The following is an 18,169-nucleotide window of genomic DNA, read 5'->3' as shown; positions in this document are numbered from 1 at the left end:
CGCCCCCAGGAGGCCCCGTTGACGCCCGACCCCGCACCAGGTGTGCTCAGCCGCCTGGACGACCTGCTCCGGCAGACCCCCGACGACCGGGGCGGGGCGCTGTGGCGGCTCCAGGAGGAGGGGCGCCAGCTCGACGCCAACGTCGTCCGGCTGCCGGCCGGCGCCGAGGTGCCCGCGCACGTGGAGCCGGACCTCGACGTGCTGCTGCAGGTGCTCGGCGGCAGCGGACGGCTGGACACCGACGGCGGCCGGCAGGAGCTCTCCGCCGGCTGCACCGCCTGGCTGCCGCACGGCGCCCGCCGGGCCCTGGCCGCGGGCGGGGACGGCCTGGTCTACCTGACCGTCCACCGCCGCCGGCCCGGCCTGGCCGTCCGGCCCGCGCCGCCCGGCTAGGCCGTGGGCAGCGGGAGCCGCAGGGCCGAGGTGCCCGGGCCGGTCGGGCCCGGGAGGCCGCGGCCGTGGTGGCGGCGCAGGTCGGCCTCCCGGTAGCGGCGGGTGACGCCGTGCCAGTGCAGGTTCGCGGTCATCACGGTCCGCAGGTAGCGGACACGGTCGTCGACCGCCCGGCGGGCCTCCGGGGCGAGCCGGAGGCCGTCGCACAGCACCGGGAGTTCCCGGGCCGCCAGGTGCTCGAACTGGTCGAGCCGGGCGGCGGCGAGGTCCCCGACGATCCGGGCCGCCTCCGGGTACCCGCAGTCGAGGAAGTGCCGCACGACGAGGGCCGCGTTGTGGAAGTCGCCCTCGAACTCGACCTCCCGCTGGTACGAGAACAGGTCGTTGACCAGCCCGACGTGGTCGGCCGTCGCGGCCTCCAGGGCGCGCATCGTGCCGCTGCCCCCGACCCCGGCCGGGAGTGCGGGGCCGAGCAGGCCGGGGAGGCCGAGGAAGAAGCCGCTGCCGATGGTCGAACGGCGGGTCTCGAGGTAGTCCACGGGGTCGGGGATGCGGTGGTGGGCGCGGTTGGCGATCTCCGTGAGCCAGCCGTCCAGCAGGTCGGCGAGCAGGGTCCGGACGGTGTCCCTGCCCTCCGGGGACAGCTTCTCGGCGGCCCGCGCCCAGAGGTCGGCCAGCCCGCGCTCCAACGCGTTCGCGGGCACCACCGGCTCGGCCCGGTCCGGCGCGGTGAGGGCGAGCAGCCGGGCGGCGGCCGCCTTGGCGCCGACCGGATCGCGCCCGTGGACGGCGGAGAAGTGGTCGTCGCCGTAGCTGCCCCAGGTGACGAAGGTGGTGACCAGGTCGAGCCGTCCGGCGGAGGCGTCCGGGAGGGTGTACGCCGTGAACCCGGCGAAGTCGAAGTCGTCGAGCAGGTCGGCGGTCCACAGCGGGCGGCCCCGGAGCAGCGGGTCCGGGTCGAACATCCCGTTCCGGCGGGCCCAGTCCACCGCGTTCCGCCGTGCCGCACCCACGTGCGGGTTGAGCCGCGGCGCGGCCGGGAGCCGCAGTTCGGGCACCAGGGAGGGCCCGGTCCGGTGGTGCGGGACGAACGTGAAGTTCCCCACCCGCTGTGCGCCGGTCGCCGCGGCGAGCCGCCCGACGTCCAGCGCCGAGGTGCCGAGGGTGCCGAGCGGGAGCCCCGAACTGCCGCCGGGGATCGGGCCGTTGACGCCCCCTCCGTTCATGTAGCGGCTGGACCGCAGGTGCCACTCGTGGCCGCCCGCCTGCCAGTCCTGCAACCCCTTGACGTACGCCAGCACCCGGGCGGCCTCCCCGGCGTCGAGGCCGTGGTCGGCGAACAGCGGCCCCAGTTCGGTGAGCGCGGTGTCCTCGAACTGCTGCATCCGGGAGGTCACCAGGTCGTTGACCCGGTCCGCCGCCTGCTGGGTGGGGAGCTCCAGGAAGGTCTCCAGCACCAGGACGCCGTTGCTGAGTTCGCCCTCCTCCTCGATCTCGCGCTGGTAGGAGAACAGGTCGTTGCGCAGGTGCACCGCGTCCGAGAAGGTGTCCCGGAGCACCCGCAGCGGCCGGGAGTGCGCGACCGCGGCCGGGACCTCCGCCCCCGCCGCGTGCTCCACCAGCCCGGCCGACCAGGGCGCGCCGCCCACCTTGCGGCGCATCTCCAGGTACTCGACCGGGTTGGGGATCCGGCCGAGGCCGATGTTGGCGAGCTCCCAGATCGACTCGTCGAGCAGGTGCGCGGTGCTCAGTGCGAAGCGCTCCCGCCAGTCGCGGGAGGAGCCGGGGACGGTGCGCAGCCAGAGGTCGGCGAGGCCCGCCTCCACCGGGTTCCGCGGCTCGGGCATCGGGAACGGGAGGTTGAGCGGCATGAAGGCGGGCAGCCGGTCGAGGTGGGCCTGGGCACCGGCCCGGTCCCGGGTGCGCTTGAAGGTCTCCAGGAAGTGGTCGTCGAAGAAGAACACCCAGACGTGCCAGTCGGTGACCAGGGAGAGCTCGGAGGCGTCGCAGTCCGGGTGGGTGTAGGCGCACAGCAGGGGGTAGTCGTGGGCGTCGAGGTCCTGCTGCTCCCAGATGCCCGAGCCCTCCAGCATGCCCATCCCGCGGGCCCAGCGGCGGGAGTGCTCGCGGGCCTGCTCCAGGTGGGGATTGAGGCGGGCGGGGTACGGCAGGTAGAAGGCGGGGAGGGCGAAGGGCTGGGGCACGGGGAGGCACGCTCTCTCTCGGGACCGTTCGACGCGTTGGTCAACGAGCGCCGCTCGGGGGCGGTACGCACCCGGAGAGTTACTTGACAAGCTCAACCTTTCAGGCCTAGCGTCGTCACGATTGCTTCAGCTGATGAAACGTTGAGCGCGCAAGCCATCGGCTGCGGGCCCGTCCCGGGCGCCGCGCCACCCGGAGCACTGGAGAACACCCTGATGACCCCGCAGGACCACGGCGCCGCCGTCGCCGCCGAGACCGCCCGCTTCGTCGCCGCCGTACGGGACGCCGACCCCGCCCTCCCGGTGCCCGACTGCCCGGACTGGACGCTGGCCGACCTCGTCCGGCACGCCGGCAGCGTGCAGCGCTGGTTCACCGTCCTGATCCGGCAGCGGATCCAGGAGCGCCCGCTCGGCCGGGACGTGGACCTCCGGCTGCCCGAGCGGCCCGAGCAGCTCCCGGACTGGCTGGCCGAGGCCGCCGAGCAGGCCGCCGCCGCCTTCGCCGAGGGGGACCTCGACGCGCCGATGTGGGCCTGGGGCGCCGACCAGCACGTCCGGTTCTGGATCCGCCGGATGCTGTTCGAGACCCTCGTCCACCGCGTCGACGCCGAGCGGGCGCTCGGCCTGACCCCGGAGATCGACCCGGAGCTCGCCGCCGACGGCGTGGACGAGTTCCTGACCAACCTGCCGTTCGCCGCCCCCTTCGCCCCCGGGACGGCCGAGCTGCGCGCCGAGGACCGGACCGTCCGCTTCGCCCGCACCGACGGCGAGGGCGACTGGCTGGTCCGGCTGCGCCCCGACGGCTTCGGCCTCGACACCGGCGACGCGGCCGCCGACGCCACCGTCCGGGCCGGCGCCGCCGAGCTGCTGCTGCTCCTGTACGGACGCCTCGACCGCACGGCGGCCGGCGTCGAGCTCGCCGGGGACCAGGAGCTGCTCGCCCACTGGTTCGCCCACTCGGCGTTCTGAGCCCCGTTCCGGGCACTTGTCCGGACAAGCGACCGGCCGGACCTCCGAAGGTCCGGCCGGTTCCTGCCGTCATCCCCGGTCGGAGGCGTCTCGACCGGTCCTGACAAGTGGGCTCAGGCGGTGGCGGCCAGGGTCCCGTCGAAGGTGGCGGCCGCGAGGCCGAAGGAGAGGGTCATCCCGACCCCCGAGGTGACCGAGACCGCCCGCACGCCCGGGGCCAGGTCCCGGACCAGCAGCGGGCCGCGCGGGCTGCTGGCGTAGACGCCCTGCCAGCGCTCCAGCACCTTCAGGGCCGGCACGCCCAGCACGCCGGCGACGGCGTCGATGAGCAGTTCCCAGGTGCGCTCGTCGACGAACGGCGGGGTGGTGGCGTCGTAGTGGTGCGAGTCGCCGACCAGGACGGTGCCGTCCGGCAGCCGGGTGAACATCACGTTGGCGCCGATCCCCAGCAGGTCCGCGCTGTGGCCGAGCACCTCGGTGCGCAGCGCGGCGGCCGACGGCTGGGCGGTGAAGGCGTCGTAGCGGAGCATCGACGTGGCGGTCAGCACCGCCGCGTCGGTGCGGAAGCCGGCCGGGGCCTGGACCCGCGCCATGCTCAGCCGGCAACGCTCGATGCCGTGGTCCTCGGCGATGTCCGGGAACAGGTAGTCCACGTCGTGGCCGACGCAGACCAGGATCCGGTCCCCGTGGACCGGGCCGCGGGTGGTGTGCACGGTGCCGGACTCGACGCCGGTGACGGCGGTGCCCCACAGGACCCGGCCCTGCGGCTGCTCGGCGACCCAGCGGGCCAGGGCGGGCGCGGCCTCGCGCGGGTTGACCCGCAGGTCGGCGGGCAGCAGCGCGCCGCCCACCAGGTCGTCGGCCCGGCCGGCGGGGCGGCCGAGCGCCTCGGCCGTCTGCGCGGCGGTGCGCAACTGCACGGCGTCGGCGCCGCGTTCGGCGCTCAGCTCCTCGAGCACGGCCGCCTCGGTCGCGGACCGGGCCACCACCAGGGCGCCGGCCTGCTCGGCCCAGAAGCCGGCCGCCCCGGCGGCGCGCAGCCAGCCGGCCCGGGACCGCCGGGCGAGGGCGAGCAGGTCGCCGTCCTGGGCGGTGATGCAGCAGTGGCCGAAGTTGCGGATCGAGGCGCCGACCGGCTCCCGGTCGCGCTCGACGACGGTGACGGACAACCCGTGGCCGAGGGCCTCGAAGGCGTGCGCCAGGCCGACGATGCCGGCGCCGACGATCACCACGTCGCTCCGGACGGAGGACGCGGCGGGGGTGTTTGCGGATGCGGTGCTGCTGCTCATGGGGCCAGCTAAGGGGCTTTCCGGCTCCGAAGTCAAGAGATGTATGTACAAGTTACCGGCTGTTCATCCTCGCGACGACCTTCGGGGACGAACAGATGAACAAGTGAAACCGCAGGTCGTGCAGCCTTGAGAAGTTCCGCCCCGGGATGTCATAGTCAACTTGTGAAGACAAGTGAGGACCTCCCTCTCCACCAACGGCTCGGCGCCGAGTTCCTGCGCCGCATCGAGTCCGGCGAGTGGCCCGAGGGCAAGCCGGTGCCCAGCGAGTCGCAGCTCTGCGCCGAGTTCGGCACCTCCCGCGGGCCGGTCCGCCAGGCCCTGGCCATGCTGCGCAGCGCGGGCAGCCTGGTCGGCGGCCGCGGGAAGCCGCCCGTCGCCCGCCGCACCACGCCCTCCCAGCCCTTCGGCACGTTCCTGTCCTTCACCCAGTGGGCCCGCACCATCGGCCGGGAGCCCGGGCAGAGCACCGTCGAGGTGGCCCGGCGACGGGCGTCCGCGGAGACGGCCGTCCGGCTCGGCCTGGCCGAGGGCGAACCGGTGGTCGAGCTCGTCCGGCTGCGGCTGCTGGACGGCGTCCCGGCCATGCTGGAGCGCTCCACCTTCGTCCACGAGGTCGGCCGGATCCTGTTCGACTTCGACCCGGACAGCGGCTCGGTCTACCAGGAGCTGCTGCGCCGCGAGGTCGACCTCCACCACGCCCGGCACACCATCGACGCCGTCGCCGCCGGGCCGCGGGACGCCGAACTGCTCCGGGTCGCCGCCGGGGACCCGCTGCTGCGGGTGCGCCGGCTCACCACGTCCCGCCAGGGCGTGCCGCTGGAGGACGCCGACGACCGCTACCTGCCGGCCATGGCCACCTTCACCATCGAGAACACCGTCGAAGGCCGTACCGTGATCGGCCGCTACCGCACCGAAGAGGACTGACCACCGTGATCGAGCTCGCCGTCCTGGACATGGCCGGGACCACCATCAACGAGTCCGGCGCCGTCTACCGTGCGCTGCGCACCGCCGTCGAGCGGAACGGGGTGACCGTCGCCGAGGCCGACCTGCAGACCTGGATGGGCACCGACAAGCGCGAGGCCATCGCCGCGCTGGTCCGGATCGGGGGCGGCACCCCGACCCCGGAGCTGGTCGAGGAGAGCTACGCGGCCTTCGCCGCGTTCCTCCGCGAGGCCTACCTCGCCACGCCCCCGCAGGCCATCACCGGCGTCGAGGAGGCGCTGGCCGAGCTGCGCCGGCGCGGCATCAAGGTGGCGCTCACCACCGGGTTCAGCGACGACGTCGCGTACCCGCTGCTGGAGTCGCTCGGCTGGTCCACCGGCGAGGGCGGCAACCTGGACGCGGTGGTCACCTCGGACGAGGTGCCGCGCGGCCGCCCGGCCCCGTACATGATCCACCGGGCGATGGAGAAGACCGGCGTGATCGACACCCGCCGGGTGCTGACCGCCGGCGACACCGTGGTCGACGTGCTGGCCGGCCGCAACGCCGGAGCCGGCGTGGTGGTCGGGGTGCTGACCGGCGAGCTCGGCCGGGCCGACTTCGACGGGCACCCGCAGACCCACGTGCTGTCCGGCGTCACCGAGATCCCCGGCCTCCCGGAGGCCCGGCAGACCGCCTGACCCGCCCTCCCGCGGCCCTTCCCCGGCCGCGGGGGCCCGCCGACGCCATCGCCGCCCCCACGGCGATGGCGTCGGCGTTTCCGCGCCCCGGGCCGCCCTCCGGCCACCCCTCCGGGCGGCCATGTCCGCGCCACCGCCCGGACCGGAGCCGTTCACTGCGCGGGAGTGGCTCCGGGTGGCTCGCGCTCCCCAGACTTGTCCAGCCAAGTCGGGAAGCACTTGTCCAGACAAGAGGAGCCCCTCGTGACCCCCGTCTCCCGCCGAACGTTCATGGGATTCGCCGCGGCCGCCGCCGGAGCGTCGACCGCCCTCTCCGCCCTCCCCGAAGCCCTCCAGCAGGCGATCGCCGCCCCCGCCGCGAGCGGCACCATCAACGACGTCCAGCACGTCGTGATCTTCATGCAGGAGAACCGCGCCTTCGACCACTACTACGGCACGATGAACGGCGTCCGGGGCTTCGGCGACCGGAACGCGATCACCCTGCCCAACGGCGAGGACGCCTTCCACCAGCCGTACTCGAACGCGGACGGCTACATCCTGCCGTTCCGGATGGACACCGGCACCACCAGCGCCACCTGCGCCGACGCCCCGGCGATGAGCTACCCCGTCGACACCGCGATCTGGCACGGCGGCAAGTACGACGCCTGGAACACCGCCCGCACCCCCGGCCTCGGCATGGGCTACTTCGCCCGCGACGACCTGCCCTTCTACTACGCGCTCGCGGACGCCTTCACCATCTGCGACCACTACTTCTGCTCCACCCTGACCCAGACCAACCCCAACCGGCTGCACCTGTTCACCGGCTCCAACGGCCTCTCGGTGGGGAAGTCCGCCGTCCTCGACAACACCGAGCCCGCGGCCGGCTTCGGCTGGACCACCTACGCGGAGCGGCTGGAGGCCGCCGGGATCAGCTGGAAGGTCTACCAGCAGAGCGACAACTTCGACGACAACGCGCTCGCCTGGTTCACCAACTTCAAGAAGGCCAAGCCGGGTTCGGCGCTGCACGACAAGGGCATGGCCACCGTCCCCGACCTGGTCGCCGCCTTCCGGAAGGACGTCGAGGCGGGCACCCTGCCGCAGGTCTCCTGGATCGTCGCCCCCGCCTCGCTCTCCGAGCACGCCAACTACCGGCCCGCCTACGGCGAGGACCTCACCGCCCGGCTGCTCTCGGTGCTGGCGGCCAACCGGTCGGTCTGGTCGCAGACCGCCTTCCTGCTCAACTACGACGAGAACGGCGGCTTCTTCGACCACGTGCCGCCGCCGGTCCCGCCGGCCACCTCGACCCAGGGCAAGAGCTCGGTGTCCACCGCCGGGGAGATCTCCGGCGGCAAGGCGATCGGCCTGGGCCCGCGGGTGCCGCTCATCGTGGTCTCGCCCTGGACCCGCGGCGGCTACGTCAACTCCCAGGTGTTCGACCACACGTCGGTGATCCGCTTCCTGGAGCAGCGGTTCGGCGTCAAGGAGCCCAACATCAGCGCCTGGCGCCGCACCGTGAGCGGCGACCTCACCTCCGCCTTCGGCTTCTCCGGCCGGGACACCGGCTGGCCCGCGCTCCCGGACACCAGCGGCTACGTCTCCGGCGCGAACGACCAGTGCGGCTCCCTCCCCGCACCGCGCGTCCCGGCCGTCCAGTCGATGCCCGCCCAGGAGGCCGGCACCCGCCCGGCCCGCGCCCTGCCCTGGCAGCCCGACGCCCACGGCCGCACCGACTGCGCCGGCGGGCAGTTCTGGATCGACATGACCAACACCGGGACGGCGGGCGTCAGCTACTACGTCTACCCGAACGCCTACCGGACCGACGGGCCCTGGCTGTACACCGTCGGCGCGGGCGCCACCGTCTCCGACTACTGGGTGGCCGGCACCCCGACCGGCGCCTACGACCTGTCGCTCTACGGTCCCAACGGCTTCCACCGCCGCTTCGCCGGCAACCGCGCCACCGCGTGCGGGAGCGGCGCGGCCCTGGTCGAGGTGGTCTCCGGCTACGACACCCGCAACGCCGCGCTCACCCTGGCGTTCACCAACACCGGCGGCACCGCGGCCACCGTGACCGTCACCGACACCACCTACGGCACCGGCGGCCCCTGGACGTACACCGTCCCGGCCGGGACCACCGCCGCCGCCCCGGTGCGCGCGACCTTCGCGACGACGAGCGGCTGGTACGACCTGACCGTCACCGCCGACACCTCCGACGGCTTCCTGCGCCGCCTGGCCGGCCACCTGGAGACCGGCGCCGAGAGCATCACCGACCCCGGCCCGGTGTCCTGACCCGTCTCCCGGGACGACTCGTGCTACGGCTCCGGGGCCGGCGCCCCGGAGCCGTAGCACGAGTCCCCTCAGGAGACGGAAGGAACACGTCAAGGTCTCCCCGGCGGGCACCCCGCCCGGCGCGTCGCCCGGGTCGACCCGCTAGCCTGGACCGCTCCCCTACCGAGGTCCACCGAGGAGCACAGCGCCGTGTCCGACAGCTTTGCGCACCTGCACGTCCACACCGAGTACTCGATGCTCGACGGGGCGGCGAAGAACGGCAAGCTGTTCGCCGAGGCGGAGAGACAGGGCATGCCCGCCATCGCGATGAGCGACCACGGCAACATGTTCGGCGCGTACGAGTTCTTCCACGCGGCCGCGAAGACCGGGGTGAAGCCGATCATCGGCATCGAGGCGTACGTCGCCCCCGCCTCGCGCTTCCTGAAGAAGCAGGTGTTCTGGTCGCCCGGCGGCCAGCGCCCGACCGGCGCCGACGGCGAGGGCGGCAAGGACGTCTCCGGTGGCGGCCGCTACACCCACATGACGATGTGGGCGCAGAACGCCACCGGCCTGCGCAACCTCTTCAAGCTCTCCTCGCTCGCGTCGATGGAGGGCTACTACATGAAGCCCCGGATGGACCGCGAGCTGATCGCCGCGAACGCCGGCGGCATCATCGCCACCACCGGCTGCCCGTCCGGCGAGGTGCAGACCCGGCTGCGGCTGGGCCAGTACGACGAGGCGCTCAAGGCGGCCGGCGCCTACCAGGACATCTTCGGCAAGGAGAACTACTTCCTGGAGCTGATGGACCACGGCCTCTCCATCGAGAAGGACGTCCGCGAGGACCTGCTGCGCCTGGCCAAGGACCTCAACATCCCGCTGCTGGCGACCAACGACTCGCACTACGTGACCGCCGACCAGGCGGACGCCCACGACAGCCTGCTCTGCGTCGGCGTGGGCAAGAACAAGGACGACCCGAACCGGTTCAAGTTCCAGGGCACCGGCTACTACGTGAAGACCGCCGAGGAGATGCGCGAGCTCTTCCGCGAGCTCCCGGAGGCCTGCGACAACACCCTGGCGATCGCCGAGCGGGTCGAGTCGTACGAGGAGGTCTTCACCTACGTCGACCGGATGCCCCAGTTCGACGTGCCCGAGGGCGAGACCCAGGCCTCCTTCCTCCGCAAGAAGATCGAGATCGGGCTGAAGCACCGCTACGGCGACGCCCCGAGCCAGGAGGTGCTCGACCGGATCGAGCTGGAGATGGGCGTGATCACCCCGATGGGGTTCGACGCCTACTTCCTCGTGGTCGCCGACATCTGCCAGTACGGCCGGGACAACGGCATCCCGGTCGGCCCGGGCCGTGGTTCGGCGGCGGGCTCGATGGTCGCCTACCTCACCGGGATCACCCAGCTGGACCCGCTGGAGCACGACCTGCTGTTCGAGCGCTTCCTCAACCCCGAGCGCATCAACCCCCCGGACGTCGACATCGACTTCGACGACCGCCAGCGCGACCAGATGGTCCGCTACGTCACCGAGAAGTACGGCGCCGCGTACACGGCCCAGGTGAACACCTTCGGCACCATCAAGGCCAAGGCGGCCGTGAAGGACGCCAACCGCATCCTCGGCTACCCGTTCTCGATGGGCGACCGGATCACCAAGGCGATGCCGCCGGACGTCATGGGCAAGGGCGTGCCGCTGGCCGACCTGTTCGACGAGAAGCACTCCCGGTACAACGAGGGCACCGAGATCCGCTCGCTCTACCAGAACGAGCCGGACGTCAAGAAGATCATCGACACCGGGCGGGGCATCGAGGGCCTGATCCGCGGCACCGGCGTGCACGCGGCCGCGGTGATCCTCTCCTCCACCCCGCTGCTCGACCTCATCCCGCTGCACATGCGGGACAAGGACGGCGTGATCATCACCGGCTTCGACTACCCGTCGTGCGAAGCCATGGGCCTGATCAAGATGGACTTCCTGGGTCTGCGGAACCTGGGCATCATCGACCACTGCATCAAGATCGTGAAGGCCAACCGGGGCATCGACGTCGACATCGAGAAGATCCCGATCGACGACCCCACCACGTACCAGCTGCTCGCCCGCGGCGACACCCTGGGCGTGTTCCAGCTCGACGGCGGCCCCATGCGCGCCCTGCTCAAGCTGATGAAGCCCACCGAGTTCGCCGACATCTCCGCCGTGTCCGCGCTGTACCGGCCCGGTCCGATGGGCATGAACTCGCACACCAACTACGCCCTGCGCAAGAACGCCCAGCAGGAGATCGTCCCGATCCACCCCGAGCTGGAGGAGCCGCTCAAGGACGTTCTCGGCCCCACCTACGGCCTGATCGTCTACCAGGAGCAGGTCCAGCGAGCCGCCCAGGTGCTGGCCGGCTACTCGCTCGGACAGGCAGACCTGCTCCGCCGCGCGATGGGCAAGAAGAAGAAGGAGGTGCTGGAGAAGGAGTTCGTGCCCTTCCACGCGGGCTGCAAGGAGCGCGGCTACTCCGACGAGGCGATCCAGGCGGTCTGGGACGTGCTGGTCCCGTTCGCCGGCTACGCCTTCAACAAGTCGCACTCCGCCGCGTACGGCCTGGTCTCGTACCAGACCGCCTACCTGAAGGCCAACTACCCGGCCGAGTACATGGCGGCGCTGCTCACCTCCGTCGCCGACGACAAGGACAAGATGGCGGTCTACCTGGCCGAGTGCCGGCAGATGGGCATCAAGATCCTCTCCCCCGACGTCAACGAGTCGGTGGTCGACTTCACCGCCGTCGGCAGCGACGTCCGCTTCGGCCTCAAGGCGGTGCGCAACGTCGGCGTCCCGGTGATCGAGTCGCTGGTCGCCACCCGCAAGGAGAACGGCAAGTACACCTCCTTCGCCGACTTCCTGGACAAGGTCGAGCTGGTGGTCTGCAACAAGCGCACCGTCGACTCGCTGGTCAAGGCGGGCGCCTTCGACTCGCTCGGCCACACCCGGCTGTCACTCAGCAGCGTCCACGAGAGCGCCATCGACGCCGTCACCGGGGTCAAGAAGCAGCAGGCCATCGGCCAGGACGACCTGTTCGGCGCGCTCGACGACGGCGACGGCTCGCCGACCATCGGGCTGGACTTCCAGCTCACCGAGAACGAGTGGCCCCGGCGCCAACTCCTCGCCCTGGAACGCGAGATGCTCGGCCTGTACGTCTCCAGCCACCCGCTGGACGGCGCCGAGCACATCCTCTCCCAGAACCGCGACACCTCGATCGCCGAACTCCTCGGCTCCGGCCGCTCCGAGGGCGAGGTCCGGCTCTCCGGCCTGATCACCGGCGTGGACCGGCGGATCAACAAGGCGGGCAACGCCTGGGCGATCATCACCCTGTCCGACCGGGACGGTTCGGTCGAGGTGCTGTTCTTCCCGGCCACCTACAACCTGATGGCCGACCAGATGATCGAGGACAACGTGATCTCGGTCCGCGGCCGGCTCAACGAGCGCGACGGCTCGCTGAGCATCTTCGGCCAGGAGATCACCACCCTGGACGTCTCCTCCGCCGAGCTCGGCACCAAGCCGCCGGTCCAGATCACCGTCCCGGTGCACCGGATCACCCCCCAGCTGGTCGCCGAGCTCAAGCTCGCCCTGGAGGCCCACCCCGGCGACGTGCCGATCCGGCTGCTCACCACCAACTGGGACAAGAACACCCTGTACGAGCTGGGCTTCCGGGTGAACCCCGACAACGGGCTCGCCTCGGACGTCAAGACCCTGCTCGGCAACCGCGCCTGGGCGGGCGCGGCGGTCCGGGCGGTCTCCGAGCAGTCCGCCGGCCGGTAGCCGGCCGCCACCGACCACCGGAAGACCGGAACACCGCCCGACCGACCGGGGCGGGGCGCACGTCGCCCCGCCCCGGTCGTCTGCGTTCCACCCCGATAGATGAAAACGGATATCATTACGGCGCGGGCAGTGGATCGCGCCGGTTCGTTGCCAATTCATATGGACATGACAGACATTGGCAATCGAACGGGGACTGCGCATGCGCACGGACACAGCGGGAGTCGGAATGCCGGTGGACGCGACCCTGGCCGGGGCCTGGGTGGAGCGCTGGGAACGCCAGCAGGAGCGCTACGCGGTCGAGCGCGAGGAACGGTTCACCGTGATCGTCGACGTGGTGGAGCAGGTGGTCGGCCACCGCGACCGCCCGCTGATCGCGGACCTCGGCTGCGGCCCCGGTTCGCTCTCCGCCCGGGTCGCCGACCGCCTGCCGCACGCCGAGGTCATCGCTGTCGACATCGACCCGCTGCTGCTCGCCCTCGGCCGGGCCGGACACCCCCGGGTCACCCGCTGGGTGGAGACGCTGATCGGCCGCCCGGGCTGGATCCAGGACCTCGGGCTCGACCGCCCGCTGGACGCCGTGCTCTCCTCCACCGCCCTGCACTACCCGCCGCCGGAGGCGCTGCTGCGGATCTACCGCGACCTCGCGGGCGCGCTGAGCCCCGGGGCCGTGCTGGTCAACGGCGACCACCTGGTGCCCGAGGAGCCGACCCTCGCCGAACTCGCCCTCGCCATCGGCCGGCGCCGCTCCCAGCGCCGGGGCGTCGGCGAGGAGGAGGACTGGTCGCAGTGGTGGGCGGCGGCCGGGCGGATCCCCGAGTTCGCCGAACTGCTGGCGGCCCGGGAGCGGCAGCTGCCGCCGAGCGAGGGCGGCGACAACGGGCTGTCCGCCGCCCAGCACGCCGACCTGCTGCGGATGGCGGGCTTCCGGCAGGCCGGATCGGTGTGGCAGTACGGCGCCAGTTCCGTGCTGGTGGCGCTGCGCTGACCGCGTCTCCGACGAGGCGTCAACTCGCTTGTGTCACAAATGGATTGGTTCCTTTCGGATTGGCACAGTCTTTGCGATGGTGTGACAGAAAATCCTGTTGATTCAATGTGAAAACAGTTACCGTTTCCCTCGGTCGGCGACGCCCACCGACGTGAGATCGGCGCGCCGCCCGGCCACATGCCGACCTCCGACGGGAAGCAGATCGCCGATGCGGCCCTCACCGCTCTATCTGGAACCACGGCTGGAACCCCGGCTCCGATCCCTCCTGGAGACACCCGACTTCCTGCACACCCTGGTCGACGCGCTCGGGTCACCGCTGAACCTGCTGCTGCCCGAACAGCTCGCCGACAACCTGGCCCGCTTCCGGGCCGTCTTCCGCAAGCACCACCTCGCCGGGCGGATCTACTTCGCCCACAAGGCGAACCGCTCCAGCGCGCTGGTCCGCCGCCTCGCCGCCGCCGACACCGGGCTGGACGCCGGCCTCGACGTCGCCTCGCTCGGCGAACTCCAGCACGCCCTCGGGGCCGGCTGCACGCCCGACCGGATCATCGCCACCGGCCCCAAGAACCGCGAGTTCCTCTGGCTGGCCGCCCGCACCGGCGCCACCGTCCACCTGGACTCCCGGGCCGAACTCGACGACCTGGCCGATCTGGTGCGCAAGCACGCCCTCCCCCGCGTGCCCGTCATGCCGCGGCTGTCCGCCTTCCGCGCGCCCGGCGCCACCGTGCTCACCCGGCCGAGCCGGTTCGGCACCCCGGTCGGCGAACTCGACGCCCTGCTGGACGCGTTGGAGCGCCACCGGGACGCCGTCGACACCACCGGCGTCGCCTACCACCTGGACACCACCGGGATCGCCGAGAAGGCCGTCGCCCTGGACACCTGCCTGCGGGTGATGGACGACTGCCACCGGCGGGGCCTGCGCCCGCGCACCATCGACATCGGCGGCGGCTTCGGGGTCGACTACCTCGCCCACGCGGACCAGTGGGAGCGGTACACCAGCGAGCTCACCGACGCCGTCCTGGGCCGCCGCCCCTCCCTCACCTGGCAGGACCACGGCTACGGACTGCGCAACGAGTCCGGCACCCTGCGCGGCACGCTCGGCCTCTACCCGGCCCACCGCCGGGTCGCCGCCGAGGCGTACCTGGACGAGCTGCTCTCCGGGCCCGCGCCCACCCTCGGACGGCCGCTCGCCACCCTGCTGCTGGAGAACCTCTACGACCTCGCCGTCGAACCCGGCCGGGCCCTGGTCGACCAGTGCGGGGCCACCCTCGGCCGCGTCCTGGAGGTCCGGCGCACCCCGGACGACACCTGGCTGGTCCGGCTGGAGATGAACGCCCGGGACGCCGCCCTGGAGGACCACGGGGTGCTGATGGACCCGGTGCTGGTGCCCCGCCCCGGCGCCCCGGCGGCCGACACCGGGCCGGTCGGCGTCCACCTGCTCGGCAACCTCTGCCTGGAGGCCGACCTGATCACCCGCCGGCTGGTCTTCCTGCCCCGCCTGCCCGCCCCCGGCGACCTGCTCGCCTTCGCCAACACGGCGGGCTACCTGATGGACTTCAACGCCGGCGGGGCGCTCCAGCAGCCCGTCGCGCGCAAGGTCGCCGCGTACCGGCAGGACGGCGCCTGGCACTGGCGCCTGGACGAGCAGTACTGGCCCCTGGAGACCGCCGGGGCCGCGACGCACCAGGGGGAGAGCCGCGGATGAGGTACGACAGCATCACCGACGCCATCGGCGGGACCCCGCTGCTGCGGATCGACCCGGCGGTGACCGGTCTGCGCACCATCGACCTGTACGCCAAGCTGGAACTGCTCAACCCCTTCGGCTCGGTCAAGGACCGCGCCGCCTGGAACATGACCCGTGCGGCGCTCCCGGAGGCCGTGCGGCGGGGCGACACCCTCGTGGAACTGTCCAGCGGCAACACCGCCAAGGCGCTCGCCCTGATCGCGGGCATGCACGGACTGCCGTTCCGGAGCGTCACCAACCGGATGAAGGTCCCCGAGGTCAAGGACCTCCTGCTGCTGCTCGGCGCCGAGATCGAGGAGCTCCCCGGCCGCGCCGAGTGCCTCGACCCGACCGACACCGACGACCCGCTCACCCGGATCCACCGGATGCTCTCCGAGGCCGAATCCGGCTATCTCCACACCGACCAGTACTACAACCCGCTGAACGTGGAGGCGCACCTCACCGGCACCGGGCCGGAGATCGTCCGCGACCTCGACGGCCGTGCCCCGGACCACTTCATCGCCTGCGTGGGCACCGCCGGTTCGTCCACCGGCGTGGCCGCCGTGCTGCGCGCCCACAACCCGGCCGTCCAGGTGCTCGGGCTGGTCGCCCACAAGTCCGACTTCATCCCGGGCATCCGCACCATCGACGAGGTGCACGAGGTCGGGCTCTTCGACCCCGGCACCTACGACGGCATCGCCTCCGTCACCGCCGACCAGGCCATCGACGGCATGCTCACCCTGGTCCGCCGCTGCGGCGTGCTGGCCGGGCCCACCGGCGGCGGCGCCTACTACGGCGCGCTGCGCCACCTGCGCGCCCTGGAGGCCGAGGCGACGGGCGACGGGCCGGCGGGTTCCGGGTCGACGGACGCCGGGCCGACGGGTTCCGGGGAGCGCCGGACCGCCGTCTTCATCGTCTGCGACCGGGTCGAGAGCTACCTCGGCTACCTCCGCGACCGACGGCCCGAGCTGTTCAACCAGCCCCCGCGCCCCCACTCGGTGGCCAGCCTGACCCCGGCCGAACTCGAGGCCGCCCGGGTCGTCGACGTGGACGCCGCCCGCAAGTGGATCGCCGAGGACCACCCGCTGGTGGTCGACCTGCGCGGCCCGTTCGCCTACGCGGCGCTGCACATCGAGGGCTCGATCAACATCGTGGACGAGCTGTTCGACGAACTCCTGCACGGCGGCCTGCCGTTCGGCCGCCGGCAGCCCGTCCTGCTGGCCTGCCCGATCGGCGAGAAGTCGGTCCGCTACGCGGCCCTGCTCACCCGGATGGGCCACCAGGACGTCCGCAGCCTGGCGGGCGGCATCATCGGCTGGCGCGACGCGGGCGCGCCGCTGGTCCGGGACTGAGCGGGGGCGGCCGTGGAAACCTTCGAGGAACTCGACGACTGGCACCGGGAGTTGCGCTCCCACTTCCCGATCCTCACGGACGGCCCGGACCAGGCCTACCTGGACAGCGCGGCCACCGCGCAGAAGCCGCGCGCCGTCCTGGACACCGTCCAGCACTACCTGACCACCGCCAACGCCAACGCCGGCCGCGGCACCTACACCTGGGCCAACGCCACCACCGCGCTGGTCGAACGCACCCGCACCCGGGTCGCCGCGTTCCTGGGCGACCCGGCGCCCGGGCGGCCCTCCGGCGTCCACTTCACCAGCGGCACCACCGAGGGCCTGCGCACCATCGCCCGGGACTGGCTGCCCGGACACCTGCGGGACGGCGACGAGATCATCGTGCCGTTCGCCGACCACCAGGCGAACCTCCTGCCCTGGCTGGAGGCGCAGCAGCAGCTGGCCGGGCAGGGCGTGCGGATCCGGGTCCGCGAACTCCCCTACGACCCGGCCTCGCACGACTACGACCACCGGGCCCTGCCCGCGCTCGTCACCGGGCGCACGGCGTTCGTCGCCGCCACCCACGTCCACCACGTGTACGGCGGGGACATGAACGTCCACCGGATCCGGGCCGCCGTCGGCCCGGACGTCCCGATCTGCCTGGACGCCGCCCAGAGCGTCGGCCACCTGCCGGTGGACGTCGGCGGCCTCGACGTCGACTTCGTGGTCTTCTCCGGCCACAAGGCCATGGCCCTGCCCGGCACCGGCGCCGTCTGGGCCCGCAACACCCGGGGCGCCGCCTTCCGCCCCGGCGGTTGGAGCGGCACCCCGAACACCTGCGGCATCGCCAGCCTGGAGGCCGCCCTGGACTGGCTCGACGCCGCCGGGACGGACCGCATCCGGCGCTGGACCACCGCCCTGGCCGGGCGCCTCACCGACGGGCTGCGCGGCTGCGCGGCCTACCGGATCCTCGGCTGCCAGCAGAGCCTGGCCGCCGACTCCACCGTCCAACGGCGCGAGGGCATCGTCACCTTCCGGCACCGGGCGATCCCCTCCAACGACCTGGGCTTCGTCCTCGCCAGCCACGGCCTGATGGTCCGCGCGGACGGCCACTGCCAGGGCCGCGCGGGGGAGAGCGAATCCTCGGTCCGGGTCAGCCTGCACGCCTACAACTCCCCCGCCGAGATCGACCGGCTGCTCGCCGTGCTGCGCTCGTTGTAGCGGGTCGGACCGCCGGCCGCGGGCGGTGGCGGCGGGTGGCGGTGGCGGAATCGCTTACCGGCGGCCGGAAAGCGACCCTCCCCGCCGTTAGCGGAGTCCCCAATTCCTTGACAGTTCACACGAATTATCATCACCATGGCGGTGGTCGCCGCAGCCCCGGCCGACCGTACCCCCACACCGAAGGAGACAGACATGCGGAAGATGACGACCCGTAAGTCCGGCACCGTCGCGCTGACCGGCAACGCCCGCCGGCTGTGGGACCAGTGGTGCTGGTAGTCCCGGTGCTCCACTGACGGCGGCGGCGCGAGCAGCACAGTCGGAACGATCGCGGTCAACTGGTCCTCCATGCATGCGAGTTCGATACAAGGCCCGGGCTGGCCGCCGGGACCGAGCGGT

Annotated in this window: 13 protein-coding genes; 11 read left to right on the top strand and 2 right to left on the bottom strand. The window is 72.5% G+C overall.

Going from position 1 to position 18,169, the window contains the following annotated elements; translation table 11 throughout:
• Nucleotides 1-18: 18 nt before the first annotated feature.
• Nucleotides 19-393 carry a hypothetical protein gene (locus AB0O91_RS32615; RefSeq protein WP_363440974.1) on the top strand — a complete coding sequence of 125 codons (375 nt, stop codon included), beginning with the start codon at nt 19-21 and terminating at the stop codon, nt 391-393.
• On the opposite strand, the gene AB0O91_RS32610 is transcribed toward AB0O91_RS32615, so the two are convergent.
• Entirely contained in the window at nt 390-2,597 is a 2,208-nt protein-coding gene (locus AB0O91_RS32610) for a germacradienol/geosmin synthase (protein ID WP_363440971.1), read from the bottom strand. The two genes, AB0O91_RS32615 and AB0O91_RS32610, sit on opposite strands and share 4 nt — an antisense overlap.
• A 141-nt stretch (nt 2,598-2,738) precedes the next feature.
• Here AB0O91_RS32610 and AB0O91_RS32605 point away from each other — a divergent pair, with 141 nt between their 5' ends.
• Nucleotides 2,739-3,563: a maleylpyruvate isomerase family mycothiol-dependent enzyme gene (locus AB0O91_RS32605; RefSeq protein WP_363440968.1), complete on the top strand. Its 825-nt coding sequence runs from the start codon at nt 2,739-2,741 to the stop codon at nt 3,561-3,563.
• A 113-nt stretch (nt 3,564-3,676) separates the two neighbouring features.
• On the opposite strand, the gene AB0O91_RS32600 is transcribed toward AB0O91_RS32605, so the two are convergent.
• Nucleotides 3,677-4,852, bottom strand: a complete 1,176-nt coding sequence (locus AB0O91_RS32600) for a TIGR03364 family FAD-dependent oxidoreductase (RefSeq protein WP_363440965.1) — start codon at nt 4,850-4,852, stop codon at nt 3,677-3,679.
• 162 nt (nt 4,853-5,014) lie between these two features.
• Between AB0O91_RS32600 and AB0O91_RS32595 the strand changes: the two genes are divergently transcribed.
• The 9 genes from AB0O91_RS32595 (at nt 5,015) to AB0O91_RS32555 (ending at nt 18,049) form a co-directional block, all read left to right on the top strand.
• Entirely contained in the window at nt 5,015-5,776 is a 762-nt protein-coding gene (locus AB0O91_RS32595) for a GntR family transcriptional regulator (RefSeq protein WP_363440962.1), read from the top strand.
• Between the two features lie 5 nt (nt 5,777-5,781).
• Nucleotides 5,782-6,471 carry a phosphonatase-like hydrolase gene (locus tag AB0O91_RS32590; RefSeq protein WP_363440960.1) on the top strand — a complete coding sequence of 230 codons (690 nt, stop codon included), beginning with the start codon at nt 5,782-5,784 and terminating at the stop codon, nt 6,469-6,471.
• 243 nt (nt 6,472-6,714) lie between these two features.
• The gene (locus AB0O91_RS32585; protein ID WP_363440957.1) at nt 6,715-8,736 is read left to right on the top strand and encodes a phosphocholine-specific phospholipase C; all 2,022 of its coding nucleotides are present in this window, start codon (nt 6,715-6,717) and stop codon (nt 8,734-8,736) included.
• Nucleotides 8,737-8,925: 189 nt separating this feature from the next.
• Nucleotides 8,926-12,513: a DNA polymerase III subunit alpha gene (gene dnaE, locus AB0O91_RS32580; protein WP_363440955.1), complete on the top strand. Its 3,588-nt coding sequence runs from the start codon at nt 8,926-8,928 to the stop codon at nt 12,511-12,513.
• A 199-nt stretch (nt 12,514-12,712) separates the two neighbouring features.
• A complete protein-coding gene (locus AB0O91_RS32575) occupies nt 12,713-13,498 on the top strand; it encodes a class I SAM-dependent methyltransferase (protein WP_363440952.1) in 786 nt (261 codons plus the stop codon).
• A 208-nt stretch (nt 13,499-13,706) separates the two neighbouring features.
• A complete protein-coding gene (locus AB0O91_RS32570) occupies nt 13,707-15,203 on the top strand; it encodes a Y4yA family PLP-dependent enzyme (protein WP_363440950.1) in 1,497 nt (498 codons plus the stop codon).
• Nucleotides 15,200-16,573 (top strand): pyridoxal-phosphate dependent enzyme, encoded by a 1,374-nt coding sequence (locus AB0O91_RS32565; RefSeq protein ID WP_363440947.1) that lies wholly within the window; start codon nt 15,200-15,202, stop codon nt 16,571-16,573. Before AB0O91_RS32570 ends, AB0O91_RS32565 begins: the two co-directional genes overlap by 4 nt.
• A gap of 12 nt (nt 16,574-16,585) precedes the next feature.
• A complete protein-coding gene (locus AB0O91_RS32560) occupies nt 16,586-17,773 on the top strand; it encodes an aminotransferase class V-fold PLP-dependent enzyme (protein WP_363440945.1) in 1,188 nt (395 codons plus the stop codon).
• Between the two features lie 141 nt (nt 17,774-17,914).
• On the top strand, nt 17,915-18,049 hold the full coding sequence (locus tag AB0O91_RS32555) for a hypothetical protein (RefSeq protein WP_363440942.1): 135 nt from the start codon (nt 17,915-17,917) through the stop codon (nt 18,047-18,049).
• The last annotated feature ends 120 nt before the right edge of the window (nt 18,050-18,169 follow it).

Source organism: Kitasatospora sp. NPDC089797, assembly GCF_040684795.1.
In the GTDB taxonomy this organism is placed as follows: Bacteria; Actinomycetota; Actinomycetes; order Streptomycetales; family Streptomycetaceae; genus Kitasatospora.
Note: the sequence above shows the minus strand (reverse complement) of the source record. Positions and strands in the feature narration are given on the sequence as shown.

Coding starts and splice junctions, on each gene's coding strand:
- AB0O91_RS32600 (WP_363440965.1), bottom strand. CDS start 4,852: ATGAGCAGCAGCACCGCATCCGCAAACACCCCCGCCGCGTCCTCCGTC.
- AB0O91_RS32575 (WP_363440952.1), top strand. CDS start 12,713: ATGCGCACGGACACAGCGGGAGTCGGAATGCCGGTGGACGCGACCCTG.
- AB0O91_RS32570 (WP_363440950.1), top strand. CDS start 13,707: ATGCGGCCCTCACCGCTCTATCTGGAACCACGGCTGGAACCCCGGCTC.
- AB0O91_RS32565 (WP_363440947.1), top strand. CDS start 15,200: ATGAGGTACGACAGCATCACCGACGCCATCGGCGGGACCCCGCTGCTG.